Below are 22,627 nucleotides of genomic sequence, written 5' to 3'. Positions count from 1 at the left end.
GTGCATCCGGGAGGATTCGAACCTCCGACCGCTCGGTTCGTAGCCGAGTACTCTATCCAGCTGAGCTACGGATGCATAGATAATTCTTGTACAACGCAGGGTGCTAACAACTCACCGAGAAAGGAACGACTCTTTCACTTACTTTTTATTCCGCATCTTTAAAAGATGGTGCATCCGGGAGGATGACTCGGCTTTCGCCTCGCCCTGCGGGCCGTTGCTAATACAACGTTCTCCTCCCTCACACTGCCTGGCGATATTTCATGCCATGTCAGTTCGGGGCACTCTTTCCATATCCGAAGATATGGTGCATCCGGGAGGATTCGAACCTCCGACCGCTCGGTTCGTAGCCGAGTACTCTATCCAGCTGAGCTACGGATGCATCGGAAAATGGCGGTGAGGCGGGGATTCGAACCCCGGATGCAGCTTTTGACCGCATACTCCCTTAGCAGGGGAGCGCCTTCAGCCTCTCGGCCACCTCACCTTACGCGTTCTTCCGAACTGTGCGTCTGAACGTTGTATCTGCTCATCGGCACTGCGTGGCGCACATATTACTTTCCCGCACTTATAAGTCAAACAATTTTTCCCACCGCCCGATCGTTTGCACAAATGACGCTCAATTGGCCTAATTTGCCGACAAAAAGAGTGAATTATCAACAGTGAAAGCGAGCAATTAGCAAAATAATCAGAAAGACGGAGCGGGAGGAAAACAAGACGAAGCGGGAAGAAAAGAGGCGTGAAGCGTAAAAGCGGTCGCGCCTCGCAGCATCCTGCGAGGCGCTGAATCCGTTAGTAACTCGTTTGCTGAGTTTTTTCGGCCTGAATGCGCTGATAAATCTCTTCGCGATGCACTGAGACCTCTTTTGGCGCGTTCACACCAATACGAACCTGGTTACCTTTCACACCCAGCACCGTTACAGTCACCTCATCGCCAATCATGAGGGTTTCACCAACTCGACGAGTTAGAATAAGCATTCTTTGCTCCTTGAAAGATTAAAAGAGTCGGGCTCTGTTTGGGCTCCCGGCATTATCCATCATTTAACGCTGAACATTGACTATGACAAATACATCAATGTACGTCGCTACGCCAATACATTCTGCTGATAGTTAGTTTAGCCGAAATACACTACATCGACCTGACTTTGTCATTACCTGATGTACATCGTATTAAAAAGCGCCGGAACCTCAGGCCCTGGCGCTTTTCACGATGCATTGTTCTATTTCGTTACAGGCGGCTCTTAACCCAGCTTTCGACACCCGCCAGCGCGCCTTTCAGCGCCTGGGCATCGGTGCCGCCAGCCTGCGCCATATCGGGGCGTCCGCCGCCTTTGCCGCCAACCTGCTGCGCCAGCTCACCCACCAGTTCACCCGCTTTTACGCGGTCAGTAAGATCTTTGGTTACGCCTGCAATTAACGATACTTTTCCTTCTGCTACGGTCGCCAGCACAATCACCGCCGAGCCCAGCTGATTTTTCAGATCGTCTACCATGGTGCGCAACATTTTCGGCTCTACGTTGCCCAGTTCGCTAACCAGTAGCTTCACGCCTTGAACGTCAAGCGCTTTGCTGCTCAAAGAAGCGCTCTCAAGCGCAGCCTGCTGATCGCGCAGCTGCTGCAGCTCTTTCTCCAGCGAACGCACGTGATCGACCAGTCCGCGCACCTTGTCGTTCAGATTGCTACTGTTGGCTTTCACCAACTGCGCAATTTCGTTCAGCTGACTGCTCTGCGCATAAACCTGCGCCAGCGCACCCTCGCCGGTAACAGCTTCGATACGGCGTACGCCTGCTGCCGTGCCGGACTCGCTTAAGATACGGAACAAGCCAATATCGCCGGTGCGCGCAGCGTGAGTACCGCCGCACAGTTCAATGGAGAAATCGCCCATGGTCAGGACGCGCACGCGCTGATCGTACTTCTCACCGAACAGCGCCATCGCGCCCTTGCCTTTCGCCGCGTCAATATCCATCACTTCGGTTTCAACCGGCAGGTTGCGGCGGATCTGCGCGTTAACGATCTCTTCGACCCGATGAAGCTCCTGCGGCTTTATCGCTTCAAAATGCGAGAAGTCGAAACGCAGGTACTTATCATTGACCAGCGATCCTTTCTGCGCCACGTGCTCGCCGAGAACTTCACGCAGCGCCGCGTGCAGCAGATGCGTTGCAGAGTGGTTCAGACGAATGCGCGCGCGACGTGCTTCATCAACCTGCGCCTCAACGCGATCGTTGATACGCAGATGACCAGCCGTCAGCTTACCGATATGGCCAATAGCCTGACCATATTTTTGTGTATCCTGGACGCTAAATTCAGCATTCTTCCCTTTCAGCAGGCCTGTATCGCCGACCTGGCCACCAGACTCACCATAAAATGGCGTTTCATCCAGCACCACGACAGCCTCCTGACCTGCGGCCACTTCTTCGACCGCGACGCCGTCAACGTAGATTGCCTTCACGCTTGCTGTCAGATCGAGCTGGTCGTAGCCTTTAAAGGCGGAAGCCGCATCGATGCTGATGACATTGCTGTAATCAGCGCCGAAACCGCTGGCTTCGCGCGCGCGCTGGCGCTGCTGCTCCATCGCTTTTTCAAAACCGGCTTCGTCAATTTTCAGGTTACGCTCGCGGCAGACGTCGGCCGTAAGATCGGCCGGAAAGCCGAAGGTATCGTACAAACGGAAAACGGTTTCGCCGTCAAGCGTATCGCCCTGCAGTTTGGCCAGCTCCTCGTCCAGCAGCGCCAGACCGCGCTCCAGGGTTTTCGCGAACTGCTCTTCTTCCGTCTTGAGTACCGTTTCCACCTGGCTCTGCTGACGTTTAAGATCGTCGCCCGCAGCGCCCATCACCTCGACCAACGGGGCGACAAGCTTGTAGAAGAACGCCTCTTTCGCACCCAGCATATTGCCGTGGCGCACCGCACGACGAATGATGCGGCGCAGGACGTAGCCGCGGTTTTCGTTCGACGGAATAACGCCGTCAGCAATGAGAAACGCGCAGGAGCGAATATGGTCGGCGATAACACGCAGCGACTTGTTAGTGAGATCGGTCGCGCCGGTGACGTTAGCTACCGCTTTGATCAGGTTGGCGAACAGATCGATTTCATAGTTGGAATTAACGTGCTGCAGCACGGCGGAGATACGCTCCAGACCCATGCCGGTATCAACCGACGGCTTCGGCAGCGGCAGCATAGTACCGTCCGGCTGACGATTGAACTGCATAAAGACGATATTCCAGATCTCGATATAGCGATCGCCATCTTCTTCCGGACTACCTGGCGGTCCGCCCCAGATATGATCGCCATGATCGTAGAAAATTTCGCTGCACGGCCCGCAGGGACCGGTATCGCCCATCTGCCAGAAGTTGTCAGAGGCGTAGGCGCTGCCTTTGTTGTCGCCGATGCGAATAATGCGCTCGCGCGGCACGCCAATATCGTTGGCCCAGATGTCGTAGGCTTCGTCATCGGTTTCATAAACGGTGACCCATAGACGCTCTTTCGGCAGAGCGAACCAGGTTTCTCCCGTCAGCAGTTCCCAGGCATAAGCAATCGCCTCTTTCTTGAAGTAGTCGCCGAAGCTGAAGTTGCCCAGCATTTCAAAGAAGGTGTGGTGACGTGCGGTATAACCGACGTTTTCCAGATCGTTGTGCTTGCCGCCTGCACGCACGCAGCGCTGCGACGTGGTCGCACGCGAATAGTTGCGCTTATCCTGCCCAAGGAAAACGTCCTTGAACTGAACCATACCGGCGTTAGTAAACAGCAGCGTCGGGTCGTTATTCGGTACGAGGGAGCTGCTGGCTACAACCTGATGTCCCTTGCTATGGAAAAAGTCGAGAAACGCTTGACGGATCTCAGCAGTGCTCTTGCTCATATATATCCTGGAATCACGCTAACGAAAGTTCCGTCCGGTCAGACAAGCCGCATCCGCGCAGTTGTCCGTTCAGGGGAACAAAAAGTGGGAATAAGATAAATTTTCTTCACAGGGAAGTAAAACCCCGCGCAGCTTTCAGTCATCAAAATTTCTGAAAACGGACTGAATATCCTCCATGAAAAAGCCTTTTGCCTGCAAAAAGCGCTGAACTTTAGCTTTTGCCTTCCATTCTGTGGGCAAGGGAAGGCCGAATTTGCGCTCCGCCAGCTGCGCGGCGCAGGCGCTCCAGTCAATCTCACAGGCTTCCATCGCTATGTCGATTTCCGGCCGTGCGATGCCTTTTTGTCCCAGCTCCAGCCGGATGCGCTGTGGACCGTACCCTTTGCGGCTGCGGCTCTGGATAAAGCGCTCAGTAAAGCGCGCCTCATCAAGCCAGCCGTTTTCCTGGCACCAGCCGATGACTTTATCCAGCTGCGCATCGGTGATGATCTCAGGATCGTTCTGCTGGATAAATGCCGCTCGCTGCACTGACTGCTGCAGCTTTTTACGCAGCTCAGCCTCGCTGTGATCGCGCTGCGCCAGAATGCGCATGGCGCGGTCGAGCAGTCGCGGAAAAGCGATTTCCTTAGGTTGCGGTTGTTCAGTCATAGCGGTCACCTTGCTCAATCAGAAGGGGATTATGGCGGCAGAACGAGGGGGAAGAAAAGAGAGGGTCGTTAAAACGAAAAACGGGAGTGGATTGCCCACTCCCGCTGCAGGATTAGAAATCTTCGTTCGTCTCGCTGGCTGCATCTTCCAGCGCGCCTGCTGGCGCATTACCGGCGTCTGCTTCGGCGTTCGCGCTGTTCAGGAGCATCTCACGCAGTTTAACGTCCAGCTCGTTGGCAATCGCCGGGTTTTCCTTAAGGAAATTGGTGGCGTTCGCTTTACCCTGGCCAATCTTGTCGCCGTTATAGCTATACCAGGCGCCCGCTTTTTCCACCAGCTTGTACTTCACACCCAGGTCGACCAGCTCGCCGAAGGTGTTGATGCCTTCGCCGTACATGATCTGGAACTCTGCCTGCTTAAACGGTGCAGCGATTTTATTTTTCACGACTTTAACGCGGGTTTCGCTGCCGACCACTTCGTCGCCCTCTTTGATCGCGCCGATACGACGGATATCAAGACGAACAGAAGCGTAGAACTTCAGCGCGTTACCACCGGTAGTGGTTTCTGGGTTACCGAACATCACGCCGATCTTCATACGGATCTGGTTAATGAAGATCAGCAGCGTGTTGGACTGCTTCAGGTTACCCGCCAGCTTACGCATCGCCTGGCTCATCATACGCGCCGCAAGGCCCATGTGAGAGTCGCCGATCTCGCCTTCGATTTCCGCTTTCGGCGTCAGCGCCGCAACGGAGTCGACAATGATAACGTCTACTGCGCCTGAACGCGCCAGCGCGTCACAGATCTCCAGCGCCTGCTCGCCGGTGTCTGGCTGAGAACAGAGCAGATTGTCGATATCTACGCCGAGCTTCTTGGCATAAACCGGATCGAGCGCGTGTTCAGCATCGATAAAGGCACAGGTTTTACCTTTGCGCTGTGCTGAAGCGATAACCTGCAGCGTCAGGGTCGTTTTACCAGAAGATTCCGGACCATAGATTTCAACCATACGGCCCATCGGCAAACCGCCGGCGCCCAGCGCGATATCCAGAGAAAGCGAACCGGTAGAAATGGTTTCCACGTCCATTGAGCGATCTTCACCCAGACGCATGATGGAGCCTTTACCGAATTGCTTCTCAATCTGGCCCAGCGCAGCAGCTAAAGCCTTCTGTTTGTTTTCGTCAATTGCCATTTCTACTCCTGACTCATACGGGGGTAAGCACGCTACAAATGCCTGCTCGCTTTCTGTTGCTGCTAATTATACTGTATAGTCATACAGTATCAAGCTTAATTTGCCAAAAAATCGTCCTGTAATGTCTGCAAAGCGAAGGCCACAGACTGACGACGTACTGCTTCGCGATCCCCTTGAAATTGCTGGCGTTTCGCAAGTACTTTTCCGCCTGGCGCCGCGAAGCCGAACCATACGGTACCGACCGGTTTTTCCGCGCTGCCGCCGTCCGGTCCGGCGATGCCGCTGACCGATAGCGCATAGTCCGCCTGCGCAGCACGCTGCGCGCCCTGCGCCATCTCGCGCACCACCACTTCGCTCACCGCGCCGTGCTGGGCAAGCGAAGCCGCAGCAACCCCCACCAGCTCCTGTTTGGCCTCATTGCTGTAGGTGACAAAACCGCGTTCAAACCAGGCGGAGCTGCCGCTGATGTCGGTAAACACTTTGGCGATCCAGCCGCCCGTACAGGACTCGGCGCAGGTTACCGTCGCCCTTGCCGCCTTAAGACGATCGCCTATTGCCGCGCTTAAGCGCTGCAGTTCCATATCATTCATCGCCACTTATCCTTTTAGCCCGGTTAAGAGAACATGGTGCAGAAGCGGGATATTTTCAACCCGTCTCGCGCATCCCCCTGCCCGCTTTGCGCATTGCCTCTCAGCGCGCGCTCCCCTTTTTCACCGCTACGATAAAAAGACGCGGAAAGGCGAGCAAAACGCGGCCGTCGGCGCGCGGCGGATAGGCCAGCTGCAACGCCTGATGATACTGCTCCAGAAAGCGCGGCTGCTCGTCAGGTTCAAGCGCGTTGAGAAACGGCCGCAAACCGGTCGCTTTTAGCCAGTTTATAATCGCCTGCACGTCGGGCATCACGTGATAATAGGTGGTGCGCCAGAGATCCACCTCGCAGCCCGCCTGGGTTAGCAGATCGTAGTAGTGCTCGCTGGTGAGCGGTTTTTTCCGCTCAACGTCGCCGATGCGCTGACGCCAGGGATCGCAGGCCGCAATTTCGCGCATCGAACGATGCGACGGTTCCTGCAGATTATCCGGCATCTGAATCGCCAGCGCGCCGCCGCTGTCGAGCTGGTTTGTCAGATGGGGCAACAGGCTGTCATGCGCGTCAAGCCACTGCAGCGAGGCGTTAGCGTAAATCACCTGTTGCGGTTCCGCAGCGCGCCAGCGTCGAATATCCTCCTTGAGGAAAGTGCAGCGCGGCAGCCGTTCGCGCGCCTGCGCCAGCATCGCTTCGGAACTGTCCAGCCCGATAATCCGCGCGTCGGGCCAGGCATGAGCCAGCAGCTCGGTGCTGTTGCCCGGTCCACAGCCTAAATCCGTAGCGAAACGCACGTCGGTAACGGGAATGCGCGCCAGCAGCTCTTGCGCAGGCCGCGTCCTTTCTGATTCAAACTGACGATAGAGTTGAGGGTTCCAGTCTTGCATCTTGAGCCTCTGTGTAGGTGAGTCTGAACGCGCTGTGAAGCGGAAAAATGCGATGCGCTGCCCAATTCTTTGCGCTGCGCTGGCAGAGCGTCACGCCGCGCATTAGGTTAAAACAGTGTTTCATTTTTTCACCTTCAGGAGCGTTTATGATCTCGCAATCCGCTTTTTCCGGCGTGTGGTGCCCTTCCGTTACGCCTTTTACGCCACGAGGAGAGCCCGATATTGACGCGCTGGGTCGCCACTTTAACCGGCTAAACGCGTCAGGCATTAATACCTTACTGCTGATGGGCAGCATTGGCGAATTTGCCTCGCTGACGCAGCAGGAGCGACTGTTGTTGATTCGCGAGGCGCGGCAGCTCTCGCCGCTCAGCATGGTCGCCAATATCTCCAGCACCTGCGTGCCGGATATGCTGGCGCTGGCCGAGGCCGCCTGGAAAAACGACTTCGACGCGGTGATGGTGCTGCCGCCCTACTACTACGGCCAGACGCCGCGTCAGTTGCTCAGCTACTTTCGTGCGCTGGATAAGCAGATTGGTGGCAAATGGTTCGCCTATAATTTCCCGGCGCGCACCGGCTGCGATTTGACGCCGACGCTGATCAGCGAGCTGGCGGCCGAACTGCCTAATTTTATTGGCATAAAAGATACGGTCGACTGCCTGTCGCACAATCGCGCGCTGATCGAAGAGACGAAAAAGGTACGCGACGATTTCGCCGTGCTCTCCGGCTACGACGAATATCTGGTGCCGAATCTGCTGGCAGGCGGCTCAGGCGTGATTTCAGGTCTGAATAACATTGTGCCGGAATTGTTCGCCGCAGCGATGCAGGCGTGGCGCGATCAGGATCTGGCAGCGCTGACGCTTATTCAGCAGCGCATCGGCAAGATGATGGCGATTTACGCCATTGGAGAGGATTTTGTCACCACCATCAAAACTGCGGTATCGCGCCGGTTCGATTCGATGACCAGCCAGTCGCGCAACTATGAAGGTGCGCTGAGCGCTGAGCAGTGCGAGGCGCTCGACCGGCTGTTTGACTAAGACACTGAGGCGGGCGCGATGCGCCCGCCAGCGTTATCCGCGCTTCACAAACTCCGATTTCAGCTTCATCGGGCCGAAACCGTCGATCTTGCAGTCGATGTTATGATCGCCCTCAACCAGACGGATCCCTTTTACGCGAGTACCGATCTTCAGCGTGGAAGAGCTGCCCTTCACTTTAAGATCTTTAATCACGGTCACCGTATCGCCATCCTCCAGCAGATTGCCGTTGGCGTCGCGCACCACAAGACGATCCGCAGTGCTTTCGCCTTCGCCCGGCGACCAGATATGACCGCAGGCGGGACAGTTGAGGTTGTCGCCATCCTGCCAGCTGTAATCAGCCTGACAAAGGGGACATGCGGGAAGTGATTGCATAACAGCTCCTGAAACAACAGATATGATGACGCCAGAGGGGCGCCATCATATACCCGCACTATTGGTAAGGGCAACTATCAGAACATCGCGCCGCTGCGCGCTTTGCTAACCGCCTCACCCAGCTGCCATACCGCCATCGCGTAGTGGGTGCTGTGGTTATAGCGGGTAATGACGTAGAAGTTAGGCAACCCGTACCAGTATTGATAGCTGGTACCCATATCCAGTCGCAGCAGGCTGACCTGGTTATTGCCGTCGAGCGACCCCTGCGGAGAGAGGCCGGATGCCGCCAGCATCTGCGGTGTATAGCTGGTTTTGAAGCCATTCTCCAGCAGCGGTGCCTGGCCGCTGGCGGGAACGGCAACGCCCTCTCCGCTGCGCCAGCCGTGCTCTTTGAAGTAGTGGGCGACGCTGCCGATAGCGTCGACCGGATCCCACAGATTGACGTGGCCGTCGCCGTTGAAATCTACCGCATACTGCTGGTAGGAAGAGGGCATAAACTGACCGTAGCCCATCGCGCCGGCGAACGATCCCTTGAGATCCAGCGGATCGTCCTCTTCGTTGCGCGCCATCAGCAGGAAGGTTTCCAGCTCGCTACTGAAGTAGCTGGCGCGGCGCGGATAGTTAAACGACAGCGTGGCGAGCGCGTCGAGAATGCGCGTTTTCCCCATAACGCGCCCCCAGCGCGTCTCAACGCCGATAATGCCGACGATAATCTCCGGCGGCACGCCGTAGACCTGCTGGGCGCGCGTTAAGGCGTCCTGATACTGGTTCCAGAAGGCGACGCCGTTCTGCACGTTGTCCGGCGTAATGAACTGTTTGCGATAGCGGATCCAGGCGCCGTTAGGCCCGGCGGGAGGCGTATAGGCGGGCGCCTGACGATCCATCAGGCGCAGCACATAGTCCAGCCGTTTCGCCTGGCCGATAACCGCGTGCAGCTGCTGGCGGTCAAAACCGTGCTTCTCCACCATCTGATCGATGAACTTTTCGGCGGCCGGATTACCGGCAAAGTCGCCGAGCACAGGCTGAACGGCGTGGGACTGTTCCAGCAGAAAGCCCCCTTTCGGCGCCGCCAGGGTAGCAGCCTGCGGCGCGGATTCAGGTTTACTGCTGCAGGCGGCAAGTAAGGCAACAAGCGGAAGCAAGATGATCTTAAAACGCATTTGATATCCATAAGCATGCAGTGAAGGTAACGAATTATGGTAAACATTCACTCGCAGAATAGACAGGGCGAAACGCAAAAATAGCGCCAGCGCATAGCTGTGAACCGGCGCAGGAAGCGCGGCAAACCATTGCGCTATTTCAGCCTCATCCTGCGGCACGGGACGCAAGCCTCACGGAAAACCGCAGGTCAGGCTGTACGCCGATAGCGATAAGGATAGAGTGCGTTCAGACCCTGGCGGTTAAGCCGGTTACTCAAAGCCGGCGCATCAAGGAAGAGGAACCGAAACTGATGAGCTATGACCTTTTATGCTGGCTGCTGCTGGCCGCCGCCGCACTCTGCGTCGGCAGCTTTCTAAACGTGGTGATCTATCGCCTGCCGCTGATGGTGCTGCAGCCGCAGCCGGGATTCTCACTGCTGCTGCCTCGATCGCACTGTCCGCGCTGCAAAACACCGATACGCGCAGGTGACTGCCTTCCCCTGCTTGGCTGGCTGCGGCTGCGCGGCCGCTGCCGCTACTGCTGCCACCCCATTTCATGGCGTTACCCGGCGATCGAGCTTGCCGCGCTGGCGATAAGCCTGCTGCTTGCCTGGCAACTGCCGTGGAACGGTGTGCTGCTGGCGGCGCTGGTGGTAAGCGGCTTTTTGCTGACGTTATCGCTGATCGACCTGCGCGTCCAGCTGCTGCCCGATGCGCTGACCCTGCCCCTGCTCTGGCTCGGGCTGCTGTTTCACGCCTGGGGCGTTCTCCCGCGTAGCAGCCCGGTAGAGGCGATCCTTGGCGCCGCCAGCGGCTATCTGCTGTTCCGGCTGCTGGCCTGGACCTGGCGCTTGTTCCGCCATCGGGAGGCGCTGGGCGGCGGCGACACCCTGCTGCTGGCGGCACTCGGCGCCTGGCTGGGCTGGCAGTCGCTCCCCCTGCTGCTGCTGATCGCCTCCTGCGCCGGTTTAAGCGCCGCGCTGCTGGCGCGCCTGTGGATGCAGCGTCCGCTGCATCTTCCCTTGCCTTTCGGCCCCTGTCTGGCGCTGGCGGGCGAAGCGCTGCTGCTGGATCGGCTGGTGTCCTGCTACGGCTAAGCGCTTTTTGCGTAGCGTCTCGCACGGGTTCGCCATCAGACAGGGTTCCGTTAGGCTTTTAGCGCGCAGCCTGATAACGTCATGCGCATTAACCCAGGTTTTCGCCCGACGCGGGTGGCGCTCGCCTTATCCGCCCGGTCCAGAGCGCCTTTATCCTGGCGGTGAAAAAGCGGCAGCCTTGATGTTCAGCAGGCAACTTTTCATAATGGCTTTCAGACGCCGCTTATCTCACAGCCATGACCGCATTTTCCGGGCATCCTCTCTGTTTTTCGAATGGATTGATCCCGATACATACGCCAGATCGTGCAGTCCGATGCAAGGCTTGCCCAATAACCGAATGATTTAAGAGCACATTATTTATGAACAAATCAGTCGATAAGGACATCACCGCTCATACGCCCATGATGCAGCAGTATCTGCGTCTCAAGGCTGAACATCCTGACATTCTGCTGTTTTACCGCATGGGCGACTTTTACGAGCTCTTCTATGACGACGCGAAACGCGCCTCGCAGCTGCTGGAGATCTCGCTAACCAAACGCGGCGCTTCGGCGGGCGAACCGATCCCGATGGCGGGCGTGCCCTACCATGCGGTAGAGAGCTATCTGGCTAAGCTGGTGCAGCTGGGCGAGTCAGTGGCAATTTGCGAGCAAATCGGCGATCCGGCGCTGAGCAAGGGGCCGGTTGAACGCAAGGTGGTACGCATCGTCACTCCGGGTACCATCAGCGACGAAGCGCTGCTGCAGGAGCGCCACGACAACCTGCTGGCCGCCATCGTGCAGAGCCCCCAGGGGTTCGGCTACGCCACGCTCGATATCAGCTCCGGCCGTTTTCGCCTGAGCGAACCGGCGGACGCCGAAACCATGGCGGCCGAACTGCAGCGCACCAATCCCGCCGAACTGCTCTATCCAGAAGATCTGCAGGCGATGTCGCTGATTGATCAGCGTCGCGGCCTGCGCCGTCGTCCGCTGTGGGAGTTTGAGATCGCGACCGCGCGTCAGCAGTTAAATATGCAGTTCGGCACCCGCGATCTGAATGGATTTGGCGTCGAGCAGGCGCATCAGGCACTGCGCGCCGCAGGCTGCCTGCTGCAGTACGTTAAGGATACGCAGCGCACCAGCCTGCCGCATATCCGCTCGCTCAGCATGGAGCGGCAGCAGGACAGCATCATTATGGACGCCGCGACGCGCCGCAATCTGGAAATTACGCAGAACCTCGCCGGCGGCACGGAGAACACGCTGGCGGCGGTGCTGGACCGCACCGTGACGCCGATGGGCAGCCGCATGCTCAAGCGCTGGCTGCATATGCCGCTGCGCGACGCGCAGACGATCGGTCAGCGCCAGGACGCCATCGCCGAGCTTCAGCCGCTGAGCGATACGCTGCAGCCGGTGCTGCGCCAGGTAGGCGACCTGGAGCGTATTCTGGCGCGTCTGGCGCTGCGTACCGCGCGTCCGCGCGATTTAGCCCGCATGCGTCACGCTTTTCAGCAGCTGCCGGAGCTGAACGCCCTGCTGGCCAGCGTCGAATCGACGGCGCTGATCCGTCTGCGCGCGCAGATGGGCGAGTTCACCGAGCTGCGCGAGCTGCTTGAGGCGGCGATTATCGAAGCGCCGCCGGTGCTGATCCGCGACGGTGGCGTTATCGCAGCGGGCTACAACGCGGAGCTGGATGAATGGCGCGCGCTGGCGGACGGCGCCACCGACTATCTGGACAGACTGGAGATCCGCGAGCGCGAAAAGCTCGGCCTCGATACGCTCAAGGTTGGCTACAACGCGATCCATGGCTACTACATTCAGGTCAGCCGCGGCCAGAGCGATCATGTGCCGATCCACTACGTACGCCGCCAGACGTTGAAAAACGCCGAGCGCTATATCATTCCTGAGCTGAAGGAGTACGAGGATAAGGTGCTGACCTCGAAGGGCAAGGCGCTGGCGCTGGAGAAAAGCCTTTACGAGTCGCTGTTCGACCAGCTGCTGCCGCATCTGGAAGCGCTGCAGCTCAGCGCCGCCGCGCTCGCCGAGCTGGATGTGCTGAGCAACCTGGCGGAACGCGCCTGGACGCTGAACTACTGCCGCCCGACGCTACAGGAAAAACCCGGCATTAAAATTACCGGCGGCCGCCATCCGGTGGTTGAGCAGGTGCTGAAAGAGCCCTTTATCGCCAACCCGCTGTCGCTAACGCCGCAGCGCCGTATGCTGATTATCACCGGCCCCAATATGGGCGGTAAAAGCACCTACATGCGTCAGGCGGCGCTGATCGCCCTGATGACCTGGATTGGCAGCTTTGTGCCGGCGGAAGAGGCGGTGACCGGCCCGCTGGATCGTATTTTTACCCGTATCGGCGCGGCAGACGATCTTGCCTCAGGCCGTTCGACCTTTATGGTGGAGATGACGGAAACCGCCAATATCTTACACAACGCCACCGAAAACAGCCTGGTGCTGATGGATGAAATCGGGCGCGGCACCTCGACCTATGACGGCCTGTCGCTGGCCTGGGCCTGCGCAGAGAGCCTGGCGAACCGCATCAAGGCGATGACGCTGTTCGCCACCCACTATTTCGAGCTGACTACGCTGCCGGAAAAAATGGAGGGCGTGTTCAACGTCCATCTGGACGCGGTCGAACACGGTGACACCATCGCCTTTATGCACAGCGTGCAGGAAGGGGCCGCCAGCAAAAGCTACGGTCTGGCCGTTGCGGCGCTGGCGGGGGTGCCGAAAGAGGTGATCAAGCGCGCCCGCAATAAGCTCAAGGAGCTGGAGACGCTATCGAATCATTCAGCCTCTTCAACCATCGACGGATCGCAGCTGCCCCTGCTGGTGGAAGAGAGTTCGCCAGCCGTCGAAGCGCTTGAAGCGCTGGATCCCGATACCCTGACGCCGCGTCAGGCACTGGAGTGGATTTACCGACTGAAGTCGCTGGTGTAGCGATCCCTGGCGGCAGGCCTTTACGGCCCTGCCGCCACTGCCGCAGCAAAAAAAAAGCGGGGGCCCACGGCCACCGCTTTTTTGTACTTACAACTTGTCAGTTACTCACGAAACAGTGCTTCAATGTTCAGACCCTGTGCCTGCAGGATTTCACGCAGACGACGCAGGCCTTCAACCTGAATCTGGCGTACGCGCTCGCGGGTCAGACCGATTTCGCGGCCCACATCCTCAAGCGTTGCCGCTTCATAGCCTAACAGGCCGAAACGACGCGCCAGCACTTCGCGCTGCTTGGCGTTCAGTTCGAACAGCCACTTAACGATACTCTGCTTCATATCGTCATCCTGCGTGGTGTCTTCCGGACCGTTGTCTTTTTCATCGGCCAGAATGTCCAGCAGCGCTTTTTCGGAGTCTCCGCCTAACGGCGTATCAACCGAGGTGATGCGTTCGTTAAGACGCAGCATACGGCTGACGTCGTCAACGGGCTTATCCAGCTGCTCCGCAATCTCTTCCGCACTCGGCTCATGATCGAGCTTGTGGGAGAGTTCACGCGCGGTGCGCAGATAAACGTTCAGCTCTTTAACAATGTGAATCGGCAGGCGGATGGTACGGGTTTGATTCATAATCGCCCGTTCAATCGTCTGACGAATCCACCAGGTAGCATAGGTTGAGAAACGGAACCCACGTTCTGGGTCAAACTTCTCAACGGCACGGATTAATCCGAGATTGCCCTCTTCAATCAGGTCAAGCAGCGCAAGACCGCGATTGCTGTAGCGGCGGGCAATCTTCACCACCAGTCGTAAGTTACTTTCAATCATGCGGCGACGAGAAGGAATATCGCCTCGTAATGCACGGCGAGCGAAGAACACTTCTTCCTCTGCCGTCAACAACGGAGAATAGCCAATCTCCCCGAGATAGAGCTGCGTCGCATCCAAAACGCGCTGCGTCGCACCCTGTGACAACAACTCTTCTTCCGCTACGTCGTTATCACTGGGTTCGTTTTCAACAAGAGCCTTCTCATCAAAAACCTCAGCTCCGTTCTCCTCGAATTCCGCATCTTCATGTAACTCGTTTACTTTCAGCGTATTCTGGCTCATAAGCGGCTCCTACCCGTGATCCCAGGGCAGAACAGCAGGGTTCTGCCGGTTTATCGCTGCGGCAAATAACGCAACGGGTTTACGGATTTCCCCTTGTAACGAATTTCAAAATGTAATCTAACTGAACTGGTTCCGGTGCTACCCATGGTAGCGATCTTTTGCCCCGCCTTAACTTCCTGTTGTTCCCGGACCAGCATTGTATCGTTGTGGGCGTAGGCACTGAGATAATCATCATTGTGCTTGATGATGATCAGGTTGCCATAACCCCGGAGCGCGTTGCCTGCGTACACTACTCTTCCTGATGCGGTAGCGACGACAGGTTGTCCACGCGAACCAGCGATATCGATTCCTTTGTTCCCCCCTTCAGAGGCGGAGAAGTTATCGATGATCTTCCCATCGGTCGGCCAACGCCAGCTTCCAACCGGCGTCGAACTGTTCGTTGTACTGCTAACCGTGGGCGGTGCGGCAACCACGGGGGGAGCTGTTGTCGTTGCAACATTTGTCCCTCTCGACGGCAACAATTTGCTGCCAGACGAGTTACCCGAATCATCAGAATACGTAATAACTGGTTGCTGTGCAACAGGCGCGGGTTTAATTTGCGGCGCGGTCGGGACGCCGCCCTGCGTTGCGTCGGCGGCAGTGATCGCATTGCCGCCCGTGATCGGCTGGCCGGAGCCGTTGCCAACCTGCAGCGTCTGGCCGACATTCAGGCTGTACGGGGCCTGCACGTTGTTACGCTGCGCCAGATCGCGGAAATCGTTGCCGGTAATCCAGGCGATATAGAACAGCGTGTCGCCACGTTTAACGGTATATGTATCGCCAGCGTAACTACCTTTCGGAATATTCTGATAACTGCGATTGTATACGATGCGGCCGTTTTGCGTCTGCACATTATCATTGCCGCTAATCATTGCACCGCTGCTGGGTGCCGAAGGTACAGTATTGCTAATCATACCTCCCTGGCGTGGCGTCGACGGAACGCCGCCTGACGCGCTAAGCATGCCGCCGCTGCTGCCATTATCTCCAACCTGGCTAATGGGTGCTTGTGTGTTGTCGCCTGAACTACAGCCTGCCAGCCAAAATCCAACCAGAGAAAGCGCCGCAAGGCGGCGTAACTGAAATATTGGGCTTCCCGTGCTCATTGTTCCCCCGTGATGGCAAACCTGAATAACGCTTCTTGCTAACGCACCAGCACAAAGCTCTGTGAGGCGTATTAAAGCCTGCGTATAACGCATGAAAATGGATAGTAACAAGATCAAAAGGATGGTGCTATGAAACAGTTGTGAAGAAATACGTAGGGAAAATCTCAGGCCAAATCACCCTGAACCAGCGGAACGAACCGCACCGGCTCAATAGTTTCCTCCACAATGTCGCCACCCTGGCGGCGCAGACGCTTCAGCACCTGCTGATCCTCCCCCACCGGCAGCACCATAATGCCGCCCTCGTCGAGCTGCGCAATCAGCGCAGTCGGAATTTCGGGTGGCGCGGCGGTGACAATGATGGCGTCGAAAGGACCGCGCGCGGGCCAGCCCTGCCAGCCGTCGCCGTGGCGCGTCGAAACGTTATGCAGGTCGAGCTGTTTGAGGCGGCGTTTTGCCTGCCACTGCAGCCCCTTGATGCGTTCGACGGAGTAAACGTGGTCCACGAGGTGCGCCAGAATAGCGGTCTGATAGCCGGAACCGGTGCCGATCTCCAGCACGCGCGAATGGGGGTGCAGTTCCAGCAGCGCGGTCATGCGCGCCACCATATAGGGCTGCGAAATTGTCTGCCCGGAACCGATGGGCAGCGCCACATTGTCCCAGGCTTTATGCTCGAAGGCTTCGTCGATAAAACGTTCGCGCGGCACCCCCGCGATGGCCCGTAACAGGAGCTCATCGTGGATGCCCTGCTGGCGCAGCTGCGCCAGCAACGCTTCGATACGCCGGTTCACCATACGAGACTGACCTCCGACTTCTCCAGCCAGTCAATCAGCACATCCTGCGCGCCGTGCGCGGTGAGGTCGACATGCAGCGCGGTCACGGAGACGTAGCCCTGATCCACGGCGGCGAAATCGGTATCCGGGCCAGCATCGAACTTTTCACCCGGAGGTCCAATCCAGTAGAGCGTGTTGCCGCGCGGATCCTGCTGCGCGATAACCTGATCGGCGGGGTGACGGCTGCCGCAGCGCGTCACGCGGATGCCTTTAATCTCTTCCAGCGGCAGATCCGGCACGTTGATGTTGAGAATACGCCCGGTGCGCAGCGGTTCGCGCGTCAGCGCCTGCAGCAGCGCGCAGGTGACCGCCGCTGCCGTATCGTAATGCTGATGCCCGTTGAGCGATACCGCCAGCGCGGGCAGGCCGAGATGGCGCCCTTCCATCGCCGCCGCCACGGTGCCTGAGTAGATAACGTCGTCGCCCAGATTGGGGCCGGCGTTGATGCCGGAAACCACAATATCCGGGCGCGGCTGCATCAGCGCGTTGACGCCGAGGTAAACGCAGTCGGTCGGCGTCCCCATCTGCACGGCGATGTCGCCGTTTTCATGGGTAAAGGTGCGCAGCGGCGTCTCCAGCGTCAGGGAGTTAGAGGCGCCGCTGCGGTTGCGGTCGGGTGCGACCACCTGCACCTCAGCGATATGGCGCAGCGCCTTTGCCAGCGTCTGAATGCCCGGCGCATGAATTCCGTCGTCATTACTCAGCAATATCCGCATCGTCACCTTCCTGTTGCAGAAGTTCCCGAATCACGCTGGTTGCGAAACTGCCTGCCGGCAGCCAGAACTGCATCTCCAGCGTGACGTCGTCCCACCAGTTCCAGCGCAGATCGCGCGGCACCACCAGCATCGCGCGCCGCGCCGCATCCACTCGCTCTCGCTCAAGCAGTGTAACCAATTCTGCTGCGCCCGCCAGAGATTGCTGCTCAAAGGCGAGCGCCTCCGCCTGCGGACCCGGCTCGCCGCGTCCCGGCAGCGGCGCGGTAATGCGCAGCTCATGGTGGTCGACGCGGGTTTGCAGCTCGCTCAGCTCCGCCGCCTGTGCGACAAACCAGCTGCCGCGGCCGGTAAGCTGCAGCGCATCACCCTCCAGGATCTGCGTTAGCGACCCCTGCTGCTGCAGGCGCGCGCTGGTGACCTGATTAAACAGCGCGCTGCGTGCCGCCGAAAGGATCAGGCTGCGCTTGTTGCGGTCGCGCAGGCTGATTTCGCCACGCGCCCACTGCTGCGCCATGGTCAGGTTATGGCCGCCGCGGCCAAAGCGCTGCGTGCCGAAGTAGTTGGGGGCACCGGCGTCGCGGATCAGCGCCAGGCGCGATTCCACCGCGTCGCGGTCGCTGATCTGGCGCACCACGAGACGAAAGGCGTTACCCGCCAGCGCGCCGATACGCAACTTGCGCTTGTGGCGCGTCGCTTCGAGAATCTCGACCCCTTCCAGCGAAAAACCGCTCAGGTTGGGCATCGCATTGCCCGGAATGCGAAAACAGAGTGTCTGCTCGGTCACCGCATGGCGGTCTTTCATTCCTGCATAGCTCATATCGCGCTGATGTACGCCGAGGAACTTCGCCAGCGCTTCCGCCACAAAACGCGTATTCGCGCCGGTTTTACGGATGCGCACCAGCAGATGCTCCCCCTCGCCGTCGGCGCCGTAGCCGAGATCCTCCACCACCACAAAATCTTCCGGGCTCGCTTTGATTGTGCCGCACGCGGTTGGCTTGCCGTGCAGAAAAGCCTGGCTCTCCAGCGTCATGACGCATCCGCCTTCAGCAGCAGCGCGACCGCTTCGCAGGCGATGCCTTCGCCACGCCCGGTAAAGCCCAGCTTCTCGGTGGTGGTGGCTTTGACATTGACCTGATCCATATGGCAGCCCAGATCTTCAGCGATATTGACGCGCATCTGCGGCACATGGGGCAGCATTTTTGGCGCCTGAGCGATGATGGTGACGTCGACATTGCCGATGCGATAGCCCTTTTCCGCGATGCGTCGCCAGGCCTCGCGCAGCAGGCCGCGGCTGTCCGCGCCCTTATAGGCGGGATCGGTATCGGGAAACAGCTTGCCGATATCGCCCATCGCCACCGCGCCAAGCAGCGCGTCGGTCAGCGCATGCAGCGCCACGTCGCCGTCGGAATGGGCAAGAAAACCCTGTTCAAACGGGATCCGCACGCCGCCAATCACCAGCGGACCTTCTCCGCCAAAAGCGTGAACGTCAAAACCGTGACCGATACGCATCATGCGCTCTCCTTTAACTGAATCTGGGTTAAGTAAAATGCCGCCAGCGCCAGATCTTCCGGCCGGGTGACTTTGATGTTATCACTGCGTCCGCTGACCAGCAGGGGATGATAGCCGCAATATTCGAGCGCCGAGGCTTCGTCAGTAATGGTCGCACCTTCCGCCAGCGCGCGCGTCAGGCAGGCGGTCAGCAGCGGGTGAGGAAAAAACTGCGGCGTCAGCGCGTGCCAGAGATCTTCACGCTCAACGGTATGCGCCACGGCGGCGACGCCCGGCTCGCCGCGCTTCATGGTGTCGCGCACCGGCGCGGCCAGAATGCCGCCAACGCGGCTGGTTTCCCGCACCTGCAGCAAACGCGCGAGATCGTCAGGGTGCAGGCAAGGACGCGCCGCGTCGTGCACCAGCACCCAGCCTGCGCCCTGCGCGGCTTGCAGCCCCGCCAGCACCGACTCCGCGCGCGTTTCGCCGCCCGTTACGCTGAGCACGCGCGGGTCTCGCGCCAGCGGCAGCGAGGCGAACTGCGCGTCATCCGGGCTAAGCGCGACGATGACCTGTTTGATAGCGGGATGGGAAAACAGACGTGCGATGCTGTGTTCCAGAAGCGTCTGCTGACCGATGGTCAGATACTGCTTAGGACAGGTCGCCTGCATGCGGCTGCCGATACCGGCAGCGGGCACCACGGCGATCACCTCCGCAGGGAGAGAGTGCATGTTCATGAGTTATCGTTGTTGGTTTTGCGCAGCCTGCGCGTTGCGTTTGTTCTGATCCGGCACCAGACGATAGAAGGTCTCACCGGGCTTTATCATGCCCAGCTCGTTGCGTGCGCGCTCCTCGATCGCTTCCGAGCCGCCATTGAGATCGTCAATTTCGGCAAACAGCTGATCGTTACGCGCTTTAAGTTTGGCGTTGTTCGCCTGTTGCACCGCGACGTCATCATTGACGCGCGTGTAGTCGTGAATACCGTTTTTGCCCAGCCACAGCGAATATTGCAGCCAGCCGAGCAGCACCAGTAGCAGTAACGTCAGTTTTCCCATCCCCGCCCCCTGAAAAACGGCTCAATCATCCCATAACTTGCTGCAGGACTCCACTCCAGCGGTGAAAATGGCCCGCTTTACCGGCTGTCTGCACAAATTCTGATTAGGATGGCAGGAAAGCAGACAGGTAAAGTTTTGTAACCTGCCGACGCGTTTCTACATCGGGAAGCATTACCAGCCGGATAAAAAAGAGAAGAGCAGCCAGAAAAGGCAGACAACGACTATCGCCGTAGCGGGCGTCGTCCAGAGCAGCCTGCCGCGCAATGCCATACTGAAAATGATGCCGATCAGCACTGACGCTGGCAGCAGCGCCAGGAAAAAAGGCCAGGTATAGAGGAAGAAGAAAAGCGTGTTGGAACCGTACAACAGGAAAGGGATCGCCAGCGCGCACCAGTAAGAGAGAAAGCCGATGATGCCGCCCGGCAGCGACGAGCGCGGCTCGTCCGGAGAGGTGTCATCTTTGCGGGCCAGCATAGGAGTAACGTTCTGCATAGAGATCCTGTTGACGCGAAGGCGGCAAATCAGCCTCGATTTGCCGCTTGTCTGTTCAGGATTCGATGATATCGCGGTGACGCAGCAGGTCTAACAATTGGCCGGTCAGTTTTGTAACCAATTGTTCGCCCGCTAAGCGTATTTCCGGCTGCTCCGGCGCCTCGTAGAGGCTGTCGATGCCGGTAAAATTACGCAGCTCGCCCGCGCGCGCTTTCTTATATAACCCTTTGGGATCGCGCGCTTCGCACACCGCCAGCGGCGTATCGACGAAGACCTCGATAAAGCGCCCTTCCGGCAGCATATCGCGTACCATCTGACGCTCCGCGCGGTGCGGCGAGATAAAGGCGGTGAGCACCACCAGCCCCGCATCCACCATCAGCTTCGCGACTTCGCCGACGCGGCGGATGTTCTCTTTGCGATCCGCGTCGCTGAAGCCCAGATCGCGGCAGAGGCCGTGACGCACGTTATCGCCGTCAAGCAGATAGGTACTGACGCCGAGCGCATGCAGCGCCTGCTCCAGCGCGCCAGCCACCGTCGATTTGCCGGAGCCGGAGAGGCCGGTAAACCATAGCACCGCGCCCTGATGGCCGTGCTGCCGCTCGCGCGCCTCGCGCGTCACCGGATGATCGTGCCACACCACGTTTTCATCGTGCTGCGCCATTACTCACCGCCCAGCAGATCGCGCGCGTTCCAGTGCGGGAAGTGGCGGCGGATCAGCGCGTTCAGCTCCAGCTCGAACGCGCTGAACTGACCCGCCTGCCGCGCCGCGCCGCTCAGCGGCTCATGAATCATCCCGGCGCCCACGGTGACGTTGCTCAGGCGATCGATAAAGATCATGCCGCCCGTCACCGGGTTCTGCTGGTATTTATCCAGCACCATCGGTTCGTCGAAGGTCATTTCCACCAGGCCGATGCCGTTCAGCGGCAGCGTCTCCGCGGCGCGTTTCTCCAGCGTATTGATCTCGACCTGATGAATCACCTTCTCCACGCGGCCGCGCGCCTTCTTGCCGGCAATTTTAATATCGTAGCTCTGGCCGGGCTGCAGCGGCTGCTCCGCCATCCATACCACGTCAACGGTGGCGGACTGCACCGCCTCCAGCTCGGCGTCGCTGTCAACCAGCAGATCGCCGCGGCTGATATCGATCTCGTCGTTCAGCACCAGAGTAATGGCTTCGCCCGCGCCCGCTTCCTGCAGATCGCCGTCAAAGGTAACGATGCGCGCAACGGTGGACTCTACGCCCGACGGCAGCACCTTCACGCGCTGGCCGACACGTACCGCGCCGGAGGCGAGCGTACCCGCATAGCCGCGGAAATCCAGGTTCGGACGGTTAACGTACTGCACCGGGAAGCGCATCGGCTGCTGATCCACCACGCGCTTCACCTCAACGGTTTCCAGCACGTCAAGCAGCGTCGGACCGCTGTACCACGGCATGGTCTGGCTCGGCGTGGCAACATTGTCGCCCTCCAGCGCCGACATCGGCACAAAGCGGATATCCAGGTCCTCCGGTAGCTGCGCCGCGAAGTCGAGGTAATCCTGTTTGATCTGTTCAAAGGTCTCCTGGCGATACTCCACCAGGTCCATTTTGTTGATTGCTACCACCAGGTGCTTAATGCCCAGCAGCGTCGAGATAAAGCTGTGGCGACGGGTCTGATCCAGCACCCCTTTACGCGCGTCGATCAGCAGAATCGCCAGGTCGCAGGTCGAGGCGCCGGTTGCCATATTGCGGGTGTACTGCTCGTGTCCCGGCGTGTCGGCGATAATGAATTTACGCTTCTCGGTGGAGAAGTAGCGGTAGGCCACGTCGATAGTGATGCCCTGCTCGCGCTCCGCCTGCAGCCCGTCCACCAGCAGTGCCAGGTCGAGCTTCTCACCCTGGGTGCCGTGACGCTTGCTGTCGTTGTGCAGCGAGGAGAGCTGGTCTTCATAAATCTGGCGCGTATCGTGCAGCAGGCGGCCAATCAGCGTGCTTTTGCCGTCGTCGACGCTGCCGCAGGTGAGAAAACGCAGCAGACTTTTATGCTGTTGCGCGGTCAGCCAGGCTTCCACGCCGCCCTGATCGGCAATCTGTTGTGCAATAACGGTATTCATCTGCG

General features: G+C 58.7%; 22 protein-coding genes and 3 tRNA genes. 3 read left to right on the top strand and 22 right to left on the bottom strand.

Annotation, left to right across the window (positions count from 1 at the left end; all coding sequences use genetic code 11):
- Position 1: 1 nt before the first annotated feature.
- The 9 genes from ACR6A7_RS15630 to tam all read right to left on the bottom strand — a co-directional run bounded on the left by ACR6A7_RS15630 (position 2) and on the right by tam (position 7,154).
- Positions 2–75: transfer RNA gene (locus ACR6A7_RS15630), tRNA-Arg, on the bottom strand.
- 227 nt (positions 76–302) lie between these two features.
- Positions 303–379 (bottom strand) — tRNA-Arg (locus ACR6A7_RS15625).
- A 9-nt stretch (positions 380–388) separates the two neighbouring features.
- A tRNA-Ser gene (locus ACR6A7_RS15620) sits at positions 389–481 on the bottom strand.
- A gap of 305 nt (positions 482–786) precedes the next feature.
- Positions 787–972, bottom strand: coding sequence for a carbon storage regulator CsrA (gene csrA, locus ACR6A7_RS15615; RefSeq protein ID WP_004155916.1), 186 nt, complete (start codon positions 970–972; stop codon positions 787–789).
- A 250-nt stretch (positions 973–1,222) separates the two neighbouring features.
- Positions 1,223–3,850, bottom strand: a complete 2,628-nt coding sequence (alaS, locus tag ACR6A7_RS15610; protein ID WP_434125900.1) for an alanine--tRNA ligase — start codon at positions 3,848–3,850, stop codon at positions 1,223–1,225.
- A gap of 135 nt (positions 3,851–3,985) precedes the next feature.
- Positions 3,986–4,498 carry a regulatory protein RecX gene (locus ACR6A7_RS15605; RefSeq protein ID WP_434125899.1) on the bottom strand — a complete coding sequence of 171 codons (513 nt, stop codon included), beginning with the start codon at positions 4,496–4,498 and terminating at the stop codon, positions 3,986–3,988.
- Positions 4,499–4,610: 112 nt separating this feature from the next.
- A complete protein-coding gene (gene recA, locus ACR6A7_RS15600) occupies positions 4,611–5,684 on the bottom strand; it encodes a recombinase RecA (RefSeq protein ID WP_434125898.1) in 1,074 nt (357 codons plus the stop codon).
- 95 nt (positions 5,685–5,779) lie between these two features.
- Positions 5,780–6,274: a nicotinamide-nucleotide amidase gene (gene pncC / locus ACR6A7_RS15595; protein WP_434125896.1), complete on the bottom strand. Its 495-nt coding sequence runs from the start codon at positions 6,272–6,274 to the stop codon at positions 5,780–5,782.
- A gap of 100 nt (positions 6,275–6,374) precedes the next feature.
- Positions 6,375–7,154: a trans-aconitate 2-methyltransferase gene (gene tam / locus ACR6A7_RS15590; RefSeq protein ID WP_434125894.1), complete on the bottom strand. Its 780-nt coding sequence runs from the start codon at positions 7,152–7,154 to the stop codon at positions 6,375–6,377.
- A gap of 146 nt (positions 7,155–7,300) precedes the next feature.
- Here tam and ACR6A7_RS15585 point away from each other — a divergent pair, with 146 nt between their 5' ends.
- Positions 7,301–8,188 carry a dihydrodipicolinate synthase family protein gene (locus ACR6A7_RS15585; RefSeq protein ID WP_434125893.1) on the top strand — a complete coding sequence of 296 codons (888 nt, stop codon included), beginning with the start codon at positions 7,301–7,303 and terminating at the stop codon, positions 8,186–8,188.
- A gap of 33 nt (positions 8,189–8,221) precedes the next feature.
- On the opposite strand, the gene ACR6A7_RS15580 is transcribed toward ACR6A7_RS15585, so the two are convergent.
- Both ACR6A7_RS15580 and mltB read right to left on the bottom strand, forming a co-directional pair.
- Positions 8,222–8,560 (bottom strand): zinc ribbon domain-containing protein YjdM, encoded by a 339-nt coding sequence (locus ACR6A7_RS15580; protein WP_033752063.1) that lies wholly within the window; start codon positions 8,558–8,560, stop codon positions 8,222–8,224.
- A gap of 77 nt (positions 8,561–8,637) precedes the next feature.
- Positions 8,638–9,720, bottom strand: coding sequence for a lytic murein transglycosylase B (mltB, locus tag ACR6A7_RS15575; RefSeq protein ID WP_434125892.1), 1,083 nt, complete (start codon positions 9,718–9,720; stop codon positions 8,638–8,640).
- 290 nt (positions 9,721–10,010) lie between these two features.
- On the opposite strand from mltB, the gene ACR6A7_RS15570 reads away from it, so the two are divergent.
- Together ACR6A7_RS15570 and mutS are read left to right on the top strand one after the other, a co-directional pair.
- Positions 10,011–10,796 (top strand): prepilin peptidase, encoded by a 786-nt coding sequence (locus tag ACR6A7_RS15570; protein ID WP_434125890.1) that lies wholly within the window; start codon positions 10,011–10,013, stop codon positions 10,794–10,796.
- Between the two features lie 359 nt (positions 10,797–11,155).
- The gene (mutS, locus tag ACR6A7_RS15565) at positions 11,156–13,717 is read left to right on the top strand and encodes a DNA mismatch repair protein MutS (RefSeq protein ID WP_434125888.1); all 2,562 of its coding nucleotides are present in this window, start codon (positions 11,156–11,158) and stop codon (positions 13,715–13,717) included.
- A 101-nt stretch (positions 13,718–13,818) separates the two neighbouring features.
- On the opposite strand, the gene rpoS is transcribed toward mutS, so the two are convergent.
- The 11 genes from rpoS to cysN all read right to left on the bottom strand — a co-directional run bounded on the left by rpoS (position 13,819) and on the right by cysN (position 22,622).
- A complete protein-coding gene (rpoS, locus tag ACR6A7_RS15560) occupies positions 13,819–14,811 on the bottom strand; it encodes an RNA polymerase sigma factor RpoS (protein ID WP_048783701.1) in 993 nt (330 codons plus the stop codon).
- Positions 14,812–14,861: 50 nt separating this feature from the next.
- Entirely contained in the window at positions 14,862–15,953 is a 1,092-nt protein-coding gene (gene nlpD, locus ACR6A7_RS15555) for a murein hydrolase activator NlpD (protein WP_434125887.1), read from the bottom strand.
- Between the two features lie 164 nt (positions 15,954–16,117).
- Entirely contained in the window at positions 16,118–16,744 is a 627-nt protein-coding gene (locus tag ACR6A7_RS15550) for a protein-L-isoaspartate(D-aspartate) O-methyltransferase (RefSeq protein ID WP_434125886.1), read from the bottom strand.
- Positions 16,738–17,499, bottom strand: a complete 762-nt coding sequence (gene surE / locus ACR6A7_RS15545; protein WP_096073726.1) for a 5'/3'-nucleotidase SurE — start codon at positions 17,497–17,499, stop codon at positions 16,738–16,740. The genes ACR6A7_RS15550 and surE overlap by 7 nt, the downstream gene beginning before the upstream one ends.
- On the bottom strand, positions 17,480–18,529 hold the full coding sequence (truD, locus tag ACR6A7_RS15540; protein ID WP_434125885.1) for a tRNA pseudouridine(13) synthase TruD: 1,050 nt from the start codon (positions 18,527–18,529) through the stop codon (positions 17,480–17,482). Before truD ends, surE begins: the two co-directional genes overlap by 20 nt.
- Entirely contained in the window at positions 18,526–19,008 is a 483-nt protein-coding gene (ispF, locus tag ACR6A7_RS15535) for a 2-C-methyl-D-erythritol 2,4-cyclodiphosphate synthase (RefSeq protein ID WP_434125911.1), read from the bottom strand. Before ispF ends, truD begins: the two co-directional genes overlap by 4 nt.
- On the bottom strand, positions 19,008–19,724 hold the full coding sequence (gene ispD / locus ACR6A7_RS15530; protein WP_434125883.1) for a 2-C-methyl-D-erythritol 4-phosphate cytidylyltransferase: 717 nt from the start codon (positions 19,722–19,724) through the stop codon (positions 19,008–19,010). Before ispD ends, ispF begins: the two co-directional genes overlap by 1 nt.
- Before the next feature lie 3 nt (positions 19,725–19,727).
- Positions 19,728–20,042: a cell division protein FtsB gene (gene ftsB, locus ACR6A7_RS15525; protein ID WP_033752087.1), complete on the bottom strand. Its 315-nt coding sequence runs from the start codon at positions 20,040–20,042 to the stop codon at positions 19,728–19,730.
- 171 nt (positions 20,043–20,213) lie between these two features.
- A complete protein-coding gene (locus ACR6A7_RS15520; protein WP_434125881.1) occupies positions 20,214–20,534 on the bottom strand; it encodes a DUF3561 family protein in 321 nt (106 codons plus the stop codon).
- 55 nt (positions 20,535–20,589) lie between these two features.
- Positions 20,590–21,195 carry an adenylyl-sulfate kinase gene (cysC, locus tag ACR6A7_RS15515; RefSeq protein ID WP_434125880.1) on the bottom strand — a complete coding sequence of 202 codons (606 nt, stop codon included), beginning with the start codon at positions 21,193–21,195 and terminating at the stop codon, positions 20,590–20,592.
- A complete protein-coding gene (cysN, locus tag ACR6A7_RS15510; protein WP_434125879.1) occupies positions 21,195–22,622 on the bottom strand; it encodes a sulfate adenylyltransferase subunit CysN in 1,428 nt (475 codons plus the stop codon). The genes cysC and cysN overlap by 1 nt, the downstream gene beginning before the upstream one ends.
- Positions 22,623–22,627 lie beyond the last annotated feature (5 nt).

Source organism: Pantoea phyllosphaerae, assembly GCF_051025595.1.
Classification (GTDB): domain Bacteria; phylum Pseudomonadota; class Gammaproteobacteria; order Enterobacterales; family Enterobacteriaceae; genus Pantoea.
The sequence above is the reverse complement of the archived record's forward strand: the minus strand, read 5'-3'. Positions and strand labels throughout refer to the sequence as shown.